At 41.5% G+C, this 18,220-nt stretch carries 20 protein-coding genes; 14 read left to right on the top strand and 6 right to left on the bottom strand.

The annotated features are described in order from the left end of the window. Nucleotides 1-116: 116 nt before the first annotated feature. Complete coding sequence (locus tag WFH04_RS06120) at nt 117-305, bottom strand: gamma-type small acid-soluble spore protein (protein ID WP_336823178.1); 189 nt, start codon at nt 303-305, stop codon at nt 117-119. A gap of 104 nt (nt 306-409) precedes the next feature. On the opposite strand from WFH04_RS06120, the gene WFH04_RS06115 reads away from it, so the two are divergent. From WFH04_RS06115 to wrbA, 8 genes are all read left to right on the top strand, one after another. Beyond that, nucleotides 410-970 (top strand): histidine phosphatase family protein, encoded by a 561-nt coding sequence (locus tag WFH04_RS06115; protein WP_336823177.1) that lies wholly within the window; start codon nt 410-412, stop codon nt 968-970. A 123-nt stretch (nt 971-1,093) separates the two neighbouring features. After that, entirely contained in the window at nt 1,094-1,543 is a 450-nt protein-coding gene (locus WFH04_RS06110; protein WP_336823176.1) for a GNAT family N-acetyltransferase, read from the top strand. Nucleotides 1,544-1,555: 12 nt separating this feature from the next. Continuing rightward, nucleotides 1,556-2,206, top strand: coding sequence for a uridine kinase family protein (locus WFH04_RS06105; protein WP_336823175.1), 651 nt, complete (start codon nt 1,556-1,558; stop codon nt 2,204-2,206). 2 nt (nt 2,207-2,208) lie between these two features. Further along, nucleotides 2,209-3,093 carry a GNAT family N-acetyltransferase gene (locus WFH04_RS06100; RefSeq protein WP_336823174.1) on the top strand — a complete coding sequence of 295 codons (885 nt, stop codon included), beginning with the start codon at nt 2,209-2,211 and terminating at the stop codon, nt 3,091-3,093. A 466-nt stretch (nt 3,094-3,559) separates the two neighbouring features. Then, nucleotides 3,560-5,233 carry a ribosomal protection-like ABC-F family protein gene (abc-f, locus tag WFH04_RS06095; RefSeq protein ID WP_336823173.1) on the top strand — a complete coding sequence of 558 codons (1,674 nt, stop codon included), beginning with the start codon at nt 3,560-3,562 and terminating at the stop codon, nt 5,231-5,233. A 127-nt stretch (nt 5,234-5,360) separates the two neighbouring features. Further along, nucleotides 5,361-6,548: a DUF3238 domain-containing protein gene (locus WFH04_RS06090; RefSeq protein ID WP_336823172.1), complete on the top strand. Its 1,188-nt coding sequence runs from the start codon at nt 5,361-5,363 to the stop codon at nt 6,546-6,548. Nucleotides 6,549-6,753: 205 nt separating this feature from the next. Next, entirely contained in the window at nt 6,754-7,365 is a 612-nt protein-coding gene (locus tag WFH04_RS06085) for an alpha/beta hydrolase (RefSeq protein ID WP_336823171.1), read from the top strand. A 13-nt stretch (nt 7,366-7,378) separates the two neighbouring features. Then, the gene (wrbA, locus tag WFH04_RS06080; protein ID WP_336823170.1) at nt 7,379-7,984 is read left to right on the top strand and encodes an NAD(P)H:quinone oxidoreductase; all 606 of its coding nucleotides are present in this window, start codon (nt 7,379-7,381) and stop codon (nt 7,982-7,984) included. Nucleotides 7,985-8,168: 184 nt separating this feature from the next. Here the strand turns inward: wrbA and WFH04_RS06075 are convergent, their stop codons facing one another. Beyond that, on the bottom strand, nt 8,169-8,705 hold the full coding sequence (locus WFH04_RS06075) for a hypothetical protein (RefSeq protein ID WP_336823169.1): 537 nt from the start codon (nt 8,703-8,705) through the stop codon (nt 8,169-8,171). A 96-nt stretch (nt 8,706-8,801) separates the two neighbouring features. Here WFH04_RS06075 and WFH04_RS06070 point away from each other — a divergent pair, with 96 nt between their 5' ends. The 4 genes from WFH04_RS06070 to WFH04_RS06055 all read left to right on the top strand — a co-directional run bounded on the left by WFH04_RS06070 (nt 8,802) and on the right by WFH04_RS06055 (nt 10,226). After that, nucleotides 8,802-9,266 (top strand): hypothetical protein, encoded by a 465-nt coding sequence (locus tag WFH04_RS06070; RefSeq protein WP_336823168.1) that lies wholly within the window; start codon nt 8,802-8,804, stop codon nt 9,264-9,266. A 140-nt stretch (nt 9,267-9,406) separates the two neighbouring features. After that, the gene (locus WFH04_RS06065) at nt 9,407-9,565 is read left to right on the top strand and encodes a hypothetical protein (RefSeq protein WP_336823167.1); all 159 of its coding nucleotides are present in this window, start codon (nt 9,407-9,409) and stop codon (nt 9,563-9,565) included. Between the two features lie 19 nt (nt 9,566-9,584). Then, nucleotides 9,585-9,770, top strand: coding sequence for a winged-helix domain-containing protein (locus WFH04_RS06060; RefSeq protein ID WP_336823180.1), 186 nt, complete (start codon nt 9,585-9,587; stop codon nt 9,768-9,770). A 51-nt stretch (nt 9,771-9,821) separates the two neighbouring features. Beyond that, complete coding sequence (locus tag WFH04_RS06055) at nt 9,822-10,226, top strand: DUF3221 domain-containing protein (RefSeq protein ID WP_336823166.1); 405 nt, start codon at nt 9,822-9,824, stop codon at nt 10,224-10,226. Nucleotides 10,227-10,395: 169 nt separating this feature from the next. On the opposite strand, the gene WFH04_RS06050 is transcribed toward WFH04_RS06055, so the two are convergent. The 3 genes from WFH04_RS06050 to WFH04_RS06040 all read right to left on the bottom strand — a co-directional run bounded on the left by WFH04_RS06050 (nt 10,396) and on the right by WFH04_RS06040 (nt 13,846). Beyond that, nucleotides 10,396-11,805: a sensor histidine kinase gene (locus WFH04_RS06050; protein WP_336823165.1), complete on the bottom strand. Its 1,410-nt coding sequence runs from the start codon at nt 11,803-11,805 to the stop codon at nt 10,396-10,398. Then, nucleotides 11,802-12,503, bottom strand: a complete 702-nt coding sequence (locus WFH04_RS06045; RefSeq protein WP_336823164.1) for a winged helix-turn-helix domain-containing protein — start codon at nt 12,501-12,503, stop codon at nt 11,802-11,804. Before WFH04_RS06045 ends, WFH04_RS06050 begins: the two co-directional genes overlap by 4 nt. Before the next feature lie 191 nt (nt 12,504-12,694). Next, the gene (locus WFH04_RS06040; RefSeq protein WP_336823163.1) at nt 12,695-13,846 is read right to left on the bottom strand and encodes a S1C family serine protease; all 1,152 of its coding nucleotides are present in this window, start codon (nt 13,844-13,846) and stop codon (nt 12,695-12,697) included. A gap of 303 nt (nt 13,847-14,149) precedes the next feature. On the opposite strand from WFH04_RS06040, the gene adh reads away from it, so the two are divergent. Both adh and WFH04_RS06030 read left to right on the top strand, forming a co-directional pair. Continuing rightward, complete coding sequence (adh, locus tag WFH04_RS06035; protein WP_336823162.1) at nt 14,150-15,691, top strand: aldehyde dehydrogenase; 1,542 nt, start codon at nt 14,150-14,152, stop codon at nt 15,689-15,691. A gap of 55 nt (nt 15,692-15,746) precedes the next feature. Continuing rightward, the gene (locus WFH04_RS06030; RefSeq protein ID WP_336823161.1) at nt 15,747-16,115 is read left to right on the top strand and encodes a DUF779 domain-containing protein; all 369 of its coding nucleotides are present in this window, start codon (nt 15,747-15,749) and stop codon (nt 16,113-16,115) included. A 410-nt stretch (nt 16,116-16,525) separates the two neighbouring features. Here WFH04_RS06030 and WFH04_RS06025 read toward each other — a convergent pair whose 3' ends face one another. Further along, the gene (locus WFH04_RS06025; RefSeq protein WP_336823160.1) at nt 16,526-18,151 is read right to left on the bottom strand and encodes an S-layer homology domain-containing protein; all 1,626 of its coding nucleotides are present in this window, start codon (nt 18,149-18,151) and stop codon (nt 16,526-16,528) included. Nucleotides 18,152-18,220: the final 69 nt, after the last annotated feature.

Below are 18,220 nucleotides of genomic sequence, written 5' to 3'. Positions count from 1 at the left end.
AAAGCGTGCGCCTGGAACGGAAAGCGACGGTTGTCAGGGGTTCCCCATTTATTCTCCAACCAGAAAGGGACTATCACAGAAAATCAGTTTTCACTGACTTTCTGGACAGCCTCTTTTTATTCATTTCCTTTGATATTTTTCTTTATTTGCTCTGGGTCAGTGTCACTATACATTGCAGTTCCTCTACCGCCAGTTCGAGCAATTAACTCTTTCACTTCATAATACGACAAGCCGGATTGAGCGTTCTGCCTTTTCACTTTTTCAATATCAGTTCCAGCTTCAGTGAATTTTTTTGAATCTTTCATTTACAAACTCCTCCTCTCATCGGTAAGATGTCTATAATAGATTTACTTATACGATGTTTTTGAACTTTGGCAGTAGGGAAAAGTATAGATGGAGGTGTGTAAAATTGGAAAAGATTATATATATAGTTCGACATTGCTCAGCGGAAGGGCAGTCGCCTCATGCGGATTTGACTGCTGAAGGGGTTATGCAGGCAGAGAAATTGGCAAGTTTTTTTGAAGATATGGAGGTGGATCGGATCATTACAAGCCCATTTGTCAGGGCACGTATGACTGCCGAACCGATTGCCGAAAAGAAAGGGATTCATTATGAAGAGGATAGCCGCCTCGCCGAACGTACATTAAGTTCCCGGGAATTTGAAGATTGGCTGTTGAAATTAGAAGATACGTTTTTGGATTTCGAGCTGAAGTATGAAGGTGGTGAATCATCGCAAGAGGCAACGGATAGGGTTTGTAATGTTGTTGACGAATTGCCGGATGGTTCAAAAGTGGCTATCATTACACACGGTAACTTAATGACGCTGTTGCTCAGATGCTATGATGAGACAATTGGGTTTTCTGAGTGGCAATCACTGACGAATCCAGATGTCTACCGTGTGTACATAACAGATTCCGGCTCAACAGTAGAGCGCATTTGGAAAGAAGAAGGAACACCGTCTGTAATGTAAGATGGTGTTTTTATTGTTTCACAAGCTTTTGCAGCAAAGATAATAGTTTAAATGATGCTTCAGGCAGGTTTTCTATAAAAATTGTTGAATGGATAGGAAAGGTGAGTATGGGGAGGCGTATATATGGAGTACTACGTGGAAAAAGTGGAAGATCTATATTCTTTGGATTTAGAAAGGCTCGTCCAAGAAGGTGAAAAGGAGGGCTATCGTTTTGTCGCCCGACTTGTGAATGAAATCAAAGATGAGTCCAACTTATTTAACCGACCTGGGGAAGGGTTATTTTGTGTGAAGAATGATGCAGGTTCGATCATTGCTATCGGGGGCATCAATCAATCCCCGTTTGACACGACAAGCGGCGTAGGACGGCTTCGTAGGTTTTATGTCGCGGAAGATGCTCGAAGGGAAGGTGTAGGCACATTATTGCTTCAATCGATCGTTGAACATGCAAAAAAGCATTTTACAGAAATCACAGTAAGAACGGATTCTTCAAAAGCGGATGCATTCTATCGGGCTTGCGGTTTCACTTTCAATGACTCGGCTTCTGAAACGACTCATTTCTTGATATTGCAATGAAGGGAAAGAACGATGGAGAAGATAGTGAAAGAAATTAACCATTGGATTAGCCAATCGGATCAAAGGATCATCATTGGAATTTCGGGTCATGGAGCTGCTGGAAAAACAACATTTGCCAAGGAGTTGATTAAGCAACTGAGTGATGTGAACTATATGAACACAGATCCATATATCGTTAGTTCAGAAGTTCGGAGGAACACAATGATCAATTATACTTATTATAGTAAAAATTACCGCTATAAAATGACTGCTTGCCATCCCTCCGCACATCATTTGCCTTCTTTAGAAAGAGATGTCCGTATGGTTAGAAACGGTTTGGACCTCTTTTCGATCGACACACATTATGCAGAAAGTGTTTTACTTTCTTCGAACAGTAGGGTGACCATTATAGAAGGAATGAGCGTTGCTTTTATTGATCCTAATTTATTTGATCTGAAGCTATATTTTTATACAGACGAAGAAACAGAATTTCTCAGAAGATCAGCCCGTGATGTGAAGGAAAGAGGACTTGACATCAATTATTTGAAAGCATCCCATGAACAACGACGAATTCAATATGAGGTTTTCATGCATCCATTCAGCCATAGTTTTGATGTTATTGTGAAAACTTCTCAAGGTGAGCAAATAGTAGAAAAGAATGCTTTAAAGTTGGGGGAAATGTAAAGATGGAACAATTGGATAGTGGATTTAGCCTAATGAAAGCTCCAACAAGAGACTTTGCTATACATTATACGACTTATCGGGAGAATGTTTTTTTTAGACAAACTTGGGAACGGCGAATAGCAATATTTGAAGACGGTATCCCTTGCTATTGGCTAATTCATGAAGGAAAACGTATTGGTGGTGTCTGTGTTGAACCAAATTTGCTTTGGGCTTTATATTTGGAACCCCCATTTACGGATATGCATCGTGTAGTGGGCGTGTTGAAAAGATATTTAATGAAAGTATCTAATAAAGACGAACCGATTGAAGTGATAGGAATATTGCCGTATCAGGAAGAGTATTTTTTGCGATTAGGTTTCAAACCTGTTGAAAAAAGACGTATTATGATTCGGCCTACTGAAAGGTTGCAGCTATGTGAGTTAGAGGGGATTGTAATTGAACCTGTTAAAGTGGATCATTTAGAGGAAATAGCTTTGCTTTCCTTCAATGCCTATTCTGGAGTGGATTGTATTGGGATGCCGGTCATGAACACAATTGAACAACAGAGGGCGGATTTGGAGTTTTACTTTGAACACACCAACGATGAATTATTACGTAAATCCTCAAGCGTGGTCTTTGATAAAGGGAAAGGAAAAATGGTAGGTGTTTGTTTGGTTTCAATGTGGGAGGACCTTCCTTTAATAGCAAACGTTGCAGTGGACCCTGACTATCGGGGCAATGGGATAGCAAATAATTTATTGAAGAAGTCGCTTACAATGTTAAAAGAACAGCATGAAGTTGTTCGCTTATTTGTAACCGTTGGAAATGCTGCTGAGTCACTCTATTATGATTTAGGTTTTTTACCGGGCTTGGAACAAATTACATTTGTTTTGCCAGTGAGACAGTAGATATAGGAAACTGCGTCAAACTGAAATAGCAGAATCTTCTTGATGATTGTGCCGAATTATGATAAAATAATCGGACTATATGAGGAAAGGAATGACGGGTGGACGATGGATAAGTGATCTATGTTTTCCGAGATAAGAATATTTTTATTCGAACGGAACACAGGATTGGTCTGTCCATTTTTACGTCATTTCCTCAGCTGAACGGATGCCATACCCTTTTTAGGGGGGACTTATAAGCAGATATACCCCTGATGAAGACCTTCCAGGGGTAGGTTTAAACGTCTGTTAATTCGTCCACGTTGTTATCGATTTTCAATATAGCTTATTTGAGCATGCTTGAAAATCCATAACACAATTACAAATAGCGTAATTGGTTTGAGGGAATTGAAAGTGGAGTAAGTAGATAGACCGATCCTTCCGTAAATGACGGAGGGTTTTTTTATGCCCTTCTTTAGGAGGCGTTGTTATGCTATTAGGAAAGTTTCGGGAGTTAAGCTATTCAATTGGTGAAACCGTCATTTTAGATCGGTTGACTGCAGATTTGCCAGTAGGAGCGACGATTGCAATTGTCGGGGCGAATGGCGCTGGAAAATCTACGTTTTTGTCGCTTTTGGCGGGGGAATTAACGCCAACATCCGGTTCAATCGATTGGATCGGTAAGCGGCCAAACATTACTTATTTTAAACAAGAGCAGGCGGTAGAAGGGGATGCCAACTTATCATCAAAAGATACCCTCCTGTTTCACTCGAAATGGAAAGTGCCAAAGCATGTCGATTACTCGTATGCGAGTGGTGGAGAGCGGATGAAAATGAGGTTATCCGCCGCCCTATCTTATAGTAGCCAAGTTGTTTTATTGGATGAACCGACGAATCATTTGGATCAGGAAAGTTTAGATGAGCTGATCCGAGTGTTGAATGAAGGAAAAGCGACTTATTTGATCGTATCCCATGATCGACATTTTATCGATCGTACTGCGGATTTCGTATTTGAAATTGAGCATGGCAAACTGACCGTATATGAAGGAAATTATACAGCTTACCGCCAGAAGAAAGAGTTTGATCGGGACATCCAGCTTCATCAGTACGAACAGCAGCAGAGAAAGATTGCAAAAGTGGAAGCGCAAATCGATGAGCTTTCGCAATGGTCAGCAAAAGCGCATAATGAATCGCGAAGGAAAGGAGAAGGCCAGCTAGGCGGAAAAGAATATTTTCGGATGAAAGCAAAGAAAAAAGATGTGCAAATCCGCTCGAAACGAACGCGATTGGAGGCGGAGCTTGAAAAGAGCCGTATCGAGAAGCCGGAAGAGGAAATAACCGTTTCTTTTTCTTTGAAGGAGAATCGGAAAAAAGGAAACCGTGTACTGGAATTGAAACAACTTAAGAAAACATATGGAAAAAAAGAAATCTTTCATAACGTGTCCTTTACAGTCCAAACTGGTGAGCGGATAGCTCTTATTGGTCCGAATGGGTCCGGGAAATCGACGTTGTTTAAAATGATGATGGGAGAGGAATCATTTGATGGTTATCTTTGGCTATCGGAAGGAATGAAGGTCGGTTATATGAGCCAGGCTGCATTGGATTTGCCGGAAGATGTGACGTTAGCAGAATATTTTCGAACAAATACGTATGAGGAGCAAGGGTTGATTCGTACTCAGTTGACAAATTTAGGCTTTACCGAAGCGCACTGGCATTTGCCGATCGGAGAGCTTAGCCATGGAGAGCGGGTTAAGGTGAAGCTTATGCAGTTCATTGCTGAGGAAACGGACGTATTGCTGCTGGACGAACCGACGAACCATTTGGATTTGCCGTCGCGTGAACAGCTGGAAAAGACGTTGGCGACATTTGAAGGTACTATATTGTTTGCTTCGCATGATCGATATTTCGCTGAACGATTAGCCGATCAATTACTTTTGTTTGAAAATAACACTGTCCGAAAGCTGCCGCTCACCTATCGTGAATGGGTAGAGCGTAAAAGTGCTCCACAAAGGCAAGAGCAACGTGTTGAAGAACGTTTGCGGCTTGAAACGGAGCTGCAGGCGGTGTTAGGGAAACTAAGTCTTTTAAAACCCGGCGATCCTTCCTATGCAAAGTTGGATGCTCAGTTTCATGAGTTAAACAAGAAAATAAAAGAGCTAACATGATGAATCTCGCCCTTAGGCAAGTAGTTGCCTAAGGGTGTTTTTGCGTCTGCAAAACGAGGAAGGTTTAACTTATAGGACGTTTAGGAGACAGATATATGATTCAAACTTATAAAAGGAGGCGGAGGCAATGCTATTTGAAATAAAAGAAGTGAAGCATGAGCAAGAATTGCTTTCATTTTTATGGAATGATGTTGGAGGTTTTTACAATGTGTATAAGGATGGACAGCATTTGTACGAAGGGACAGTGCCAGAATTCCAAGACGATCAATTCATTCGCGGGAAATTTCATGAATATATGATTGAAAGGGTCGTGCGCAATGAAGTGATTGACGTCATTGTCATGCAGACGTCAGCTTTTCATTACGAAAAGAATTCCGATCATCCTTTACAGTCACTCGTTTTGACGACTATTGTAGCGAAAACTCAAATTGCTTTATCTTGGGAGCATATATATGGAATACATGAGTATGAAATTTATAGGGACGGAAAGCTGAAAGGTCGGGTGAAGACGAATCGTTTTATAGATCGTGACATTAAGAACGATTCAACTTACGTTTACACCATTCGATGTACGAGGACCATTCGAGATTCAAAAGAGAAGTTGAATGTAACAAAAACTCTTCTGTCTTCAATGTTTGATAGGTTAAATCCGGTGCGACAGCAATCTTCGGGGCGTGAGACATTTACAAATATCAAGTGGATTGGAAGGCTTGATCATTTGCTGCTGCCTATGAATGAACGTTTGTCACGCAAAAAAATCGAGCGATGGAAGTTTCGCTATACGACATTTCTTGCTGATCAATGGGTGAAAAACCCGAATCCATTGTCGTTGAATCATTTTTTTAAGGGTGACCATCGAAGTTTTGATCCGAATGGTGAAACGTTTCGGACAAGAGTTGATGTTGAGTTGGCTTATGATTTGGCAAGAGATCCCCTAGTATTCTCTAAAAAAATTGGCCCTTCAATGGCTTATAGTCGTCGTAAGATATTTAGAAAGCAGGCAACTGCATCATTGGAAGGCATACAATTGAAAAGGATTGATCGACAAAGGGGAGAATCGGGTTTTTTGTTGACTCATGCTGTAGGAAATCCGCTTACTACTGCACCTGACATGGATTATAAAGTAAATGCGACTTTTCATCGTAACGGGATGTTTGATTTATATGGACGTTTCGATCCCGCTCCTCACCATGAATTATATATTGCGAGAGGCGAGGAGGAGTGGCAGCCCGTGATGCAAGTAAGAAGTAGAGGGATTGCTTTTTTATCCAATGTTATCGCCTGTCATTACTGGCGCTGCTCTAATTTTGAGTAATGTTGTTAAACTACTCTTTTGACATAGCTAAAGAACGATGATAGAATTATCTCGAATTCAAGGTAATTGAATTATGAAGAATAAAGTGGAAAATGGTTATTGATTGCAGTATTCAACTAATAGGACACGATCCCTAAAGGGAAATGGCATCGAATCGGTGTCATCTTTTGTAGAAGGGGGAAGTGAAAGGAAAGGGAGAGTGGTTATGAAGCATATTTACAAAAAGGCTAGTGGGCAGTCGAATCGTACATTGCTATTGCTACACGGTACAGGAGGCACCGAGCAGGATCTATTGGGACTTGGTGAATTAATCGACCCGGATGCGGGCATATTAAGCGTTAGAGGGAATGTATTAGAAAACGGCATGCCACGCTTTTTCCGACGCTTGGCAGAAGGTATTTTCGATGAGGAAGATCTGATCTACCGAACGAAAGAATTGCACGCGTTTTTGGATGAGGCAGCGGGGCAATATGGCTTTGACCGTTCGTCAATCGTTGCGATCGGGTATTCAAATGGAGCCAATATTGCAGCAAGTTTACTGTTCCATTATGTAGACTCATTGGCAGGTGCTATTTTGCATCATCCGATGGTGCCGAGACGCGGAATCGATTTACCGGACTTATCGACCGTTCCGGTATTTATTACTGCGGGTAAAAATGATCCGATTTGCCCGGTGAGCGAAACGGAAGAATTGCAGGAACTGCTTGTATCGTCTGGTGCGAATGCAGATGTCCATTGGGAATTGAATGGTCATTCGCTGTCGCGGACGGAAGTGGAAGCAGCGAAAGATTGGTACGAAGGAAATCTTAAATCATAAGGAGATTTGTAAAATGACAAAAACAGCAATCGTTTATTACAGCTCGGGCGGTACAAATTATCAACTATCACAATGGGCTGCGGAAGCGGCGAAGGAAGCGGGTTCTGAAGTGCGCGTTTTAAAAGCGCCTGAAACGGCTCCGCAAGCAGCAATTGATTCGAATCCTGCATGGAAAGCGCATGTAGAAGCGACGAAAGATGTGCCTGAAGTAAAACCAGAAGATCTTGAGTGGGCAGATGCAATCATTTTCAGTGTACCAACACGTTTCGGAAATATGCCTGGCCAAATGAAAAACTTCCTTGATACAACAGGCGGACTTTGGGCGCAAGGAAAGCTTGCCAATAAAGCGGTAAGTGCTATGTCATCCGCACAAAACCCGCACGGCGGCCAAGAAGCGACGATCCTTTCATTGTATACGACGATGTACCATTGGGGCGCAGTTGTTGCAGCGCCTGGCTATACAGACGCTGCATTATTCGGAGCGGGCGGCAACCCATATGGTACAAGTGTAACGGTTGGGCAAGACGGAAAAATGATTGAAGATGTCGAGGCTGCAGTGAAGCATCAGGCGAAGCGTACTGTAAAAGTGGCAGAAGCGTTGAAGCATTTGGAAGCTTAAAATAAAAAAAGAGTAGAAACCGGCGATTTTTGCCGGTTTTTTGATGTTTTAAGCTGAATTAGAAGTCGATCGTACTTTTTTTCTAAAGATTATTTGCGTATTATCTTGTGTTTAAACGTTTACATGAAAGTTTATGAGTGTAAACGCAATAAGCAATTATGTGTATCTGAGGTGCTTTATGTTATTATTTCGCCGGCCGTGGCCAAATGAAATAGGAGATGGAGATGATAAAGTCGATGCCAAGAATAAGCGTCCAAAGCTTTAACATGTCGGATAAGGCTTCTGTTTTTGATGGGTCATTGATTAAATAAATCATGACGACTAAAAAAGCGCCACCAATTATGAAGGCTAAAACATGTTGAAAAGAGCCCTTTAACGAATGGCGGGCGTGATCCCATCCTGTTCGTTTAACAGGTTTTGGCCCTGCTTTTTTGATGTAATAAAGAAAGCGCTCGTCTGCCCAGCGTATCATACTCTTCCCAAAAGCAATCGAAACACCTAAGTAAATCGCTGCAAGTGCATGAACTTGCGTAGCGATTGCTCCGTTATATAAATCGGCTGCCGTCACAACTAACAATAGCAAGTCAATCACTGGTGTAAGGGCAAGGAAGAATAGGCCAAGCCGCTTTCTATTAAATATATATCTTGTTATAAGGCCGGCAATGATGACGACCCAAAAACCAATTTCACAGGCAATGATCGTCCAAGCGACTAAATTCATAAATTCACCTCAATAATTTTCAATGTTTCTTAGAATTTTAACACAATGAACCTCTTAATAGAAATAGCGTCCCATTTCAAAAAGGGGGCATGATCGATGAAGAAAGCTATTATCTCTATAGTTTGTATAGTCGCCCTCGTGTTGATTGCGTATCATTCATTCCGAAAAGAGATATGGGAAATAAACCGAATCGAGTTGAAAGAGGCCGTTCTCGAAGCACAAACAGGCCAAGTCGAACTCTCCAAAATTACACCGTTCGAATGGGATCGCATGTATTCTTTCGCACCCTATGCACCGAAAGATGAAATCTATGCAATAGTTGGCTACGAATGGGACCCTGACATTAGTGAAACGGTAAGTGAAGGCATGAACCAGATTGTATTCATGAAAGACGATGAAGTTGTTTGTTATGTATACGGCTATCCGGAGAACAATGGATTTGGTTTTTATATTGAACAAAATGATGGTCTTTCTGAATATGCAACAGTACTGTATAAAAAAGATCAACCTGTTTTTGAATTGATGGAGATGGATGGGGTTGTATATTTGATTCGTAAGTAGAGGTAGATAGTAGAGTGCAAGAAATGTGATCTATTAATAGCAGGTAAGAGCATGTTTAATCGATATAGAAGCGGCACCTCGTTTTTGAAAATAGAGCATGCCGCTTCAGATTTACCCATGAACAAATGGTATATCGGTATATGAAATCACAAGTATTGTTAGCAGAGCCGGAAATTCAAGAAATGAATACTAAAATGGATGATGTAGATATTTCTAAAGAAGAAATTATGAACATTAACAATAAAATTGAGGAGCATGGCTTCTTGCAAGAAAGCATTGAAATCTTAAGTATTTATTAGGAAAGTCACAGTTTAAAACATATGGGCGATTGAAACTGAAAAGCTACTGGAAGAGCGTGAGATTATATTGTCTGAACAGCAAATTCGATTGCGATTAGAAGTTTTACAGGAGTTAGGGCTTGTAAACGCACGGCAAGGCAGGGGCGGCACGACAATTACAAATCTTGGAGAAAAGTATTTGCAGTCGAAGGAGTTCGTGAATTAAGCTCGAATAGTAAATAGATGATATGCATCCAAAAGAGTAGGAGGTATTAAGTTGGTTAAGACTCCACAATATAAAAGAATACTATTACTTTGTTCACTTCTTTTAGTATCGTTTGTGGTCCTTAACACAATGATTCCTCAAAAAAGTAGATCATTTGATTTAGCGGAGCTTCCTGATGACTCTATGGTTATAGAAGGTTATGTAGTTTCAAAAAGAAATCATTCTATTTGGTTGGCGGAAGAGCCTATTAGTAATGTAGGAATCGTTTCAGGATATGTAAAAGGTTATGATAATCGTAGTATTAAAGTTTCGAAAAGTAAGGATTTCGAGAAAGGAATTAATTTTAGACAGCTTCAGTTAAACCAAAAAGTACGTGTTTATTGTGATTATATTAGAGAGTCCAATCCACCTAAAACCGTAGCTTTCCATATTGAGGTAATCAATAATAATGATTAGCTATAGAAATGACGGGACTGCGGACGGCACTCACTTAGACTGTTTTTCACGTGGTGAGCTCAAGCAAAGGTAGGCGGCAAAAATCTATATTATGACTACTGGCTTTAAAAAAGACCGTAGACAAAGGAAATGATGCTTTGTCTACAGTCTGAAAAATAGTTTTATTCTCTCATAATCCTTTCGGCAACCATATGGAAAATGTTGTTCCCTCATCTATTACACTATCAACAGTTATAGTGCCGCCGTGAAGGGTGACGAGTTGTTTGACGATCGACAAGCCAAGCCCGAATTCACCATATGGGTTTGTCGTACGGGAATCAATTGCTTTGTAGAAGCGGCCCCAAATCTTTTCAATGATATCGGGATCCATGCCGATTCCTGTATCCTCAATTTCTATAATTGTACCATTATCCGTTTGGTTCCCCGTCAACCGAATGAAACCATTTTCTGTAAATTGAATGCTGTTTTTCGTAATGTTGATCAATATTTGTGTAAGCCTGTCGTAATCGGCGTAAACCATTGTATTTTCTTGTACGTCAACGATCACTTGGTTGCCGTGATCGGCAGCGGCGTCATGCAATTGGTCTTGTATGATTTCCATTAATTCGCGAAGCTGAATGTCTTGTTTGACGAGTGTTATTTGGTTGGAGCGGATTTTTTCATAATCAAGATTTTCATTGACGAGGCGAATCAGGCGCATTGTCTCGTTGCTTGCCAACTGCAATCCACGCTCTTTTTCCGATTCTGATATCATGTCGTTGCGCAAGCCTTCTATAATGCCTCGAATCGTTGTGAGCGGCGTCCTCAATTCATGGGAAACGTCTGCCATAAATTGACGGCGTCTGTTTTCGAGACTTTCAATTTCCTCGGCAGATGCTTCCAATTTTTCAACCATGCTATTGAAGTCGTTCGCTAACTCTCCAATTTCATCGAAATTTGCAGCTTTTATTCGAACGGAATAATCGCCTTTTGCGACATTTGCGGTCGCCGCCCGAAGACGCTTAAGCCGCCTGCCGTGGAGTGTCGATAATATGCCGCTTATAAGCAATGCGATTGATACAGCAATTATCGTCGTGTAAATAAGGAATTGATTCAGCTGAGAAATAGCTTCCCGTGATCCTTTAATAGGGGATGTTAGCAAAACACCGCCGACAAATTGGTTGTAATGAAAATAAGGGAGGAGGACGTATGTCACAGCTTGCCCGAACCGTTTGTACTCTTGCTTGACGTAAATCGCTTTGCCGCTTTGCAACTCCGCCCATTCCTCTGCATTTAGTTCAATGAGGGGAGTTTTTAAGCCAGTTGAATAAATAATCGCTGATTTTTCATCGAACAAACTATACTGAATATCGCGGCCTTCTAATACATGGCCGTATGATTTCAATAAAGTTCGCGAACTGCCTTGTTCTTGGTCAATATCGCGTAATAGTGCTTTTCCGTAATTAGCCAATTCCTCGGTTTTATTATTATAGACAAATTGTTCGATGAAATGGGAAAACATCAAACTGAGTATGAGAAATGCAATGACGATGACGCTAATATGGCTGAATAATTGTTGATAAAAATATTTGACCCTCATTGCTTATCACCGGATGTATCGTCGAAGCGGTAGCCGATGCCCCAAACTGTATGGAAAAATGACTGTTCCTCAGTGGATACCTTTGTACGCAGTCGCTTAATATGGACGTCGACAGTCCGGTCATCACCATAAAAATCGTAACCCCATACCCGGTCCAATAATTGCTCGCGAGAAAAAACTTGCTTCGGATGCTGAACGAAAAACAGAAGCAAATCAAATTCTTTTGGCGTCAAATTTGTCACGAATTGACCATTTAACTGTACTTCACGCGTCGACCGATTAATGGTAAAATGTTCGGTTTTTAGTACATCAGCATCGATTTTACCTTCTTTATGAGACGCATAGCGGCGTGTCACTGCTTTTATGCGAGCCATCAGCGTCAACGGACTGAACGGTTTTGTTACGTAATCGTCTGCACCCATTTCGAGTCCTAACACTTGATCGGATTCGCTATCTTTTGCGGTGAGCATAATAATTGGAACGTCTATCTTATCTTGGCGAAGCTTCCGGCAAATATTGACGCCGTCCATTCCTGGAAGCATCCAGTCTATAATGACACAATCGAATGGCTCTGTCCGTGCACGTTCATACCCCTTTAAGCCATCCATTTCAAAATGCCCTTCGATTTTCTCCTTGTCAAAGAATAGCTCAATCATAGAAGAGACGCTTTCATTATCTTCAATTACAAGAATTCTCACGGGCTAACCCCCTTTGCGAGTTATGATTGTGAATAAAATTATACAGAAGTTTATAGGATGGTGGAACTGAGGCGGTTAGTATTTTCAAGACACCTGCTTACTGGCGCAGTCTCCAAAAATACTAGCGCTCATGAAAGTAAAAGGCATCCTAAAAAAGTCTGCAACTTCAATTGCTGCAGACTTTTTCGCTATTATTCTATGTTGCTTGTCAATGTCAATTCAACGGTCCTTTTTTTGTTGTTTGTATAAACTGTAAGTTTTGCTTTGTCGCCTATGGATAGTTCTGTGTAAAGGATTTTGCGCAATTCAACGCTATTTTTGATTTTTTTGCCGTTGATGGCGGTAATGACATCATACTCTTTCAAGCCCGCCTTAGCGGCTGTGGAAGCAGGGTCTACACTTGCTACCAAAACTCCGCCCTCCACTTCTTCAGGCAGCCCTTCAACATACATATATGGTACTTCCGCCAAATCTGCCAAGCCGACACCAATATATGGTCTTTCAATTTCCCCTTTTTCTGTCATTTGTTGTATTAAAGGCAATACTTCATTGCTCGGAATTGCGAAACCGAGACCTTCTACTCCGCTTTCGGCAATTTTCAAGCTGTTTATGCCAATTACTTTACCTTCCATATTAAGCAATGCACCACCGCTATTACCGGGGTTGATGGCTGCATCTGTTTGGATGACGTCCATTTTCCAATTGCCCGCTGATGTTTTCACATCGATGGAACGTGATGGAGCACTGATAATGCCTTGTGTAACTGTACCTGAGAAATCGAGGCTTAACGGATTACCGATTGCTACGACTGGATCGCCTGCTCGCAATTGATCCGAATCGCCAAATTCCAATGCGATAGGAGCGTATTTCTTATTTATTTTCAATACAGCGAGGTCTGTGAGTGCATCTTTGCCGACAAGTTCTGCTTCCGCTTTTTCACCTTCAGATGTTGTTACTTCAATTTTGCCTGCTCCTTCGATAACGTGATTATTCGTTACGATATATGCGGAATCACCTTCAATTTTGTAGACGACGCCAGATCCAGTGCCGTATTCTTGCAGTGCAGATTCACCAGCAAAGCGATTGCCTGTATTTTTGTAATTTGAGATGCCGACAATCGCTTTAGAAGCCGATTCTACCATGTCAGACAATGAGTTTGTCGGATTTGAAACAGTTTGCACAACATTTGTAGATGTGCTTGAGTCATTAGAATGAGAGGAAGCGATTTCTTGTTTTGGCTGTTGTAAAATGTCGGTATTCGCCACGACTCCGAGTGTTAAAGCTGAACCGATAACACCTGCACCGACTGTTGATAAGAGGCGTTTGCCAAATGATTTATCCATGAATAAAACCCCTTTTCGAACTGATTTGTCTTCATTGTAAAAGGAGATTGTTAACAAATTATTACCGAGACATGAACAATAATGAAAAAAATGTCGACAAAAATTTTTTGCGCAACAAAGTAATCATTCAACTTGAAATAATTTTTATAGTCAGATAGAATAGGTGGCAGATGAATAGAGTAGCTATCGTTTCATTTCTTTACCGATTTGTAAGCGCATTCATATGAACTGCGGTACTGGCTTTGTGTGCAATGAATATTGCACTTTACAATAGCAATCAATAAATAGGGAGGAATGGAAAAAATGGTACAAGCTGTAGAGCAACACGTTTATGCATTTCCGAATACTGAAGGGGCAAAGGTGAATTTCAAAGAACGATACGATAATTACATCGGCGGTAAATGGACTGCACCTGTAAACGGACAATACTTTGACAACCCGACTCCTGTAACGGGCAAGGTGTTTACACAAGTAGCACGTTCGACAGCCGAAGATATCGAGTTAGCGTTGGATGCAGCACATGCGGCGAAAGATGCTTGGGGCAAGACGTCTGTTACGGATCGTGCAAATATTCTTTTGAAAATTGCTGACCGGATGGAACAGAACTTGGAAATGTTAGCTGTCGCTGAGACGTGGGAAAATGGAAAAGCGATCCGTGAAACGTTAAACGCGGATTTGCCACTGGCGATCGACCATTTCAGATATTTTGCTTCTGCAATCCGTTCTCAAGAAGGCGGGGTTAGCCAGATCGACCAGTCGACTGTAGCGTACCATTTCCATGAGCCTATAGGAGTAGTAGGACAAATCATTCCGTGGAATTTCCCATTATTGATGGCTGTATGGAAATTAGCTCCCGCTTTGGCGGCAGGGAACTGTGTCGTCTTAAAACCTGCTGAACAGACACCAGCTTCGATTCTTGTTTTAATGGAGTTGATTGAGGATCTTCTTCCCGCTGGCGTTGTGAATATTGTAAACGGCTTCGGCCTCGAGGCAGGCAAGCCTCTTGCGTCTAGCCCAAGAATTGGAAAGATTGCATTTACAGGAGAAACGACGACAGGTCGCCTCATTATGCAATATGCATCCCAAAATTTGATTCCTGTAACGCTTGAATTGGGAGGTAAGTCACCGAACATTTTCTTTGAGGATGTTATGGCGGAGGATGATGCTTTCCTTGATAAGGCAATTGAAGGCTTTGTGCTGTTTGCGCTTAACCAAGGAGAGGTTTGTACATGCCCTTCGCGTGCACTCATTCAGGAGTCGATTTATGAGAAGTTCATGGAGCGTGCCATTGAGCGAGTGAAGGCAATTAAAACGGGCAATCCACTTGACCCGACTGTGATGATGGGTGCACAAGCGTCAACAGAGCAAATGGAAAAAATCTTGTCGTACCTTGACATCGGCAAGCAGGAAGGCGCAGAGTGCTTGATCGGTGGAGAAAAGAACGAGATGGAAGGCGATTTGGCAGAAGGGTATTATATAAAGCCGACAGTGTTTAAAGGAAATAATAAGATGAGAATTTTCCAGGAGGAAATTTTCGGACCGGTTGTATCTGTGACGACATTCAAAACGAAGGAAGAGGCAATGGAAATTGCGAATGATACATTGTACGGCTTAGGTGCAGGTGTCTGGACGCGCGACATGAACACTGCCTATCGTTTTGGCCGAGGCATTGAAGCGGGTCGTGTATGGACAAATTGCTACCATGCTTACCCAGCACATGCTGCATTTGGTGGATACAAAGCGTCAGGCATTGGGCGAGAAAACCATCTACAAATGCTTGCTCATTATCAGCAGACGAAAAATATGCTCGTTAGCTATAGTGAAGATAAGTTAGGATTCTTTTAATGATCAATATCCACTTAACAATGATTGAATATTAATTTGGAAAGGGGGCATGTGAATGCCGAAACGCGTTCTTGCTACGGACGCTGCATTAGAATTGATCGAATTATTAAAAGGCAAACATGGACCGCTTATGTTCCATCAATCAGGAGGATGCTGCGACGGGTCCTCTCCGATGTGTTACCAGCAAGGTGACTTGATTGTTGGAGATCAGGACGTTCTGTTAGGGTACATCGGGGATACACCGTTTTACATGCACAAAAATCAGTACGATTATTGGAAGCATACCCAATTGATTATTGATGTTGTAGAAGGAAGGGGAGGCATGTTCTCGCTTGAAGGTGTCGAGGGGAAACGGTTTTTAACTCGCTCTCGCGCCTTCACGCCTGAGGAAAACGCGAAACTACATGAAAAATTGAATATGTAACAATGAATAAAAGGTTTGTAGTCATGAGCATTGTGTTTGCCCAGCTTGGCTTGAAAACGCTTGTCAAGGAAGGCAACCTAAGAATGCCACGTCCTAGAGGTGCCTTAATTTTTGCTAAGAACGCAGAAATACGGCAAATTGAACCCATCGCCGTTCGATTGGCATCAGTTGCATGACTCGCTTCGTGGGAGCCCGCGCGAAGTTGAGCGAAGACCCGAATCGAACGTAAGGTTCATGAGGGGGCGAGCGAAGGAAAGGCAACTTAATTATGCTTAAGTAAAGGTGCCTTAATTTCTGCAAAGAACGCAGAAATACAGCAAATCGAACCCTTCGCTGTTCGATTCGCAGTATGCGGGCGTTTGTCAACAAGCTGAAAGGTTCGGCCTTCTTAATTGAAGGCCGAACCTTTATTATTGTTGAAGATAGTCTATTAACAAGCTGATGATCGCCGCAGTATCGGCTCGTGTCGCTGCGTCATTTGGACGGAATGTTGCTTCATCTTTTGTGATAATGCCCAAATCCGCCAAAGCGGAGATCGCATAAATCGTTTCATTGTCGAAGTTGCCGAGATCAGTAAATGGGTGTTTCAATGAGGATGAAAAATCCTTTGTATCAACACCTTGTTCAAGTACACGCCAAGCGATCAATGCCAATTGTGCTCTCGTAACGTTGTTTGTTGGCTTAAAATAGCCATTTTGTCCACGCACTAGCCCATTTGAATAAGCAGCCATTATATCTGCCTGTGTAGCTGGCGCATAGCCGGAAATATCAAGGAAGGCGTTGTCTTCAGTAGAACGATTCTTCAATTGCAATGCTCGTACAATAACTGACGCGGCCTGCGCCCTAGTTAAGTTGTTATCCGGTTTAAAAGTTCCATCTGTGTAACCATTGAATATACCGTTTTCGATTGCTTGTTTAATATATGCTTCAGCCCAATGTCCGTTGATGTCAGTAAATAAAGGCGTGTCCTCAGCTATTTGATAAGAGATTGATAGATAAGGGTCACTTTCATTGCCATGTTCATCAACGGCTTTCACAGAAAAGCTATAAGTTTGATTTGCGTTTAAATCACTGAATGTATAGCTCAGTGTATCCATAGGCAAGGATGTTACCTTTACATCGTCTCTGTAGACATCGTACGTTACAGTTGTTCCGTCATGAGAAACAGGTATCCATGATAGCATTAAGGCATTTTTCGAAATAGGTTGGATTGTAATGCCATCCACTGGAACAATAGGGAATGTCTCTACCACTTTATCCCAAAAAAGTTTGGCAGTAACTTCATAGCCTGCAGGGCTTAAATGAATGTTGGCAGGGTTTGGCAAGTAGTTTTTATAATCCTTTGCAATGGCATCAGCCGTCTCTACAAAAAATACATTTGGCATTTGTGCAGTCATACTAATCGCCTTATTAAGCCCATCCAATAATTGTGAAAGCAAAGGTTGGATGTCTTTCGATAAATGAGGGAAAGGATTATAATATCCCATTACATATACTTGAGCTTTGGGATTTATGGAGTGAATTACCGAGATTATTTCAGACAGGTTCCGTCCGACTTGTTCGATTTCCTTCTGAATTGCTGTTTCGTTAAACTTCAAAGTTCTTTTTAAAGCGTCAACTTCTACATGAGATAGAACATCGTTTGCTCCAGCGGTAATTGTAATGATTTCCGCTTCCTTTATTGCCTCTTGCATACGTACTGTTTTACCTTCAGCTGTTTCTTTTGCTACATTTTGCTTAATGTCGTTAAGAACATCGACTGTTGTGTAGCCAGAAACGGCAAATTGCTTTGTGAAGGAGCTGAGCAATCCGACCTCTGAAAGTTTATTTGCCAGATAATCGGTATAACCGTCCCCAATTTTTCCTTGATGATCCATGCCTTCCGCTAAAGAATCTCCTAAAGCAACATAGTCTACAGATGTAACCCAAGAAGGAGCTGTCGTTTCTTGTGCGCTTACATAGTGTAGCGGAGAAATTCCAATGTACATTATTAAAGATAGAACAAGCATTATTTGAAGCATACATTTCTTCTTCATCTAATTCCCCCTTTCATTTAGTATCATTTTAGCTAACAATTTTGAAATTTACAATAAAAAACCGGAAGA

Origin of the sequence: Sporosarcina sp. USHLN248 (genome assembly GCF_037144575.1) — a bacterium.
Classification (GTDB): domain Bacteria; phylum Bacillota; class Bacilli; order Bacillales_A; family Planococcaceae; genus Sporosarcina; species Sporosarcina contaminans.
Note: the sequence above shows the minus strand (reverse complement) of the source record. Positions and strands in the feature narration are given on the sequence as shown.

Excerpts from the sequence above, each read along its gene's own strand:
- WFH04_RS06120 (WP_336823178.1), bottom strand. The coding sequence starts at position 305 with ATGAAAGATTCAAAAAAATTCACTGAAGCTGGAACTGATATTGAAAAA.
- WFH04_RS06110 (WP_336823176.1), top strand. The coding sequence starts at position 1,094 with ATGGAGTACTACGTGGAAAAAGTGGAAGATCTATATTCTTTGGATTTA.
- WFH04_RS06105 (WP_336823175.1), top strand. The coding sequence starts at position 1,556 with ATGGAGAAGATAGTGAAAGAAATTAACCATTGGATTAGCCAATCGGAT.
- WFH04_RS06100 (WP_336823174.1), top strand. The coding sequence starts at position 2,209 with ATGGAACAATTGGATAGTGGATTTAGCCTAATGAAAGCTCCAACAAGA.
- abc-f (WP_336823173.1), top strand. The coding sequence starts at position 3,560 with ATGCTATTAGGAAAGTTTCGGGAGTTAAGCTATTCAATTGGTGAAACC.
- WFH04_RS06090 (WP_336823172.1), top strand. The coding sequence starts at position 5,361 with ATGCTATTTGAAATAAAAGAAGTGAAGCATGAGCAAGAATTGCTTTCA.
- WFH04_RS06085 (WP_336823171.1), top strand. The coding sequence starts at position 6,754 with ATGAAGCATATTTACAAAAAGGCTAGTGGGCAGTCGAATCGTACATTG.
- wrbA (WP_336823170.1), top strand. The coding sequence starts at position 7,379 with ATGACAAAAACAGCAATCGTTTATTACAGCTCGGGCGGTACAAATTAT.
- WFH04_RS06075 (WP_336823169.1), bottom strand. The coding sequence starts at position 8,705 with ATGAATTTAGTCGCTTGGACGATCATTGCCTGTGAAATTGGTTTTTGG.
- WFH04_RS06070 (WP_336823168.1), top strand. The coding sequence starts at position 8,802 with ATGAAGAAAGCTATTATCTCTATAGTTTGTATAGTCGCCCTCGTGTTG.
- WFH04_RS06065 (WP_336823167.1), top strand. The coding sequence starts at position 9,407 with ATGAAATCACAAGTATTGTTAGCAGAGCCGGAAATTCAAGAAATGAAT.
- WFH04_RS06050 (WP_336823165.1), bottom strand. The coding sequence starts at position 11,805 with ATGAGGGTCAAATATTTTTATCAACAATTATTCAGCCATATTAGCGTC.
- WFH04_RS06040 (WP_336823163.1), bottom strand. The coding sequence starts at position 13,846 with ATGGATAAATCATTTGGCAAACGCCTCTTATCAACAGTCGGTGCAGGT.
- adh (WP_336823162.1), top strand. The coding sequence starts at position 14,150 with ATGGTACAAGCTGTAGAGCAACACGTTTATGCATTTCCGAATACTGAA.
- WFH04_RS06030 (WP_336823161.1), top strand. The coding sequence starts at position 15,747 with ATGCCGAAACGCGTTCTTGCTACGGACGCTGCATTAGAATTGATCGAA.
- WFH04_RS06025 (WP_336823160.1), bottom strand. The coding sequence starts at position 18,151 with ATGAAGAAGAAATGTATGCTTCAAATAATGCTTGTTCTATCTTTAATA.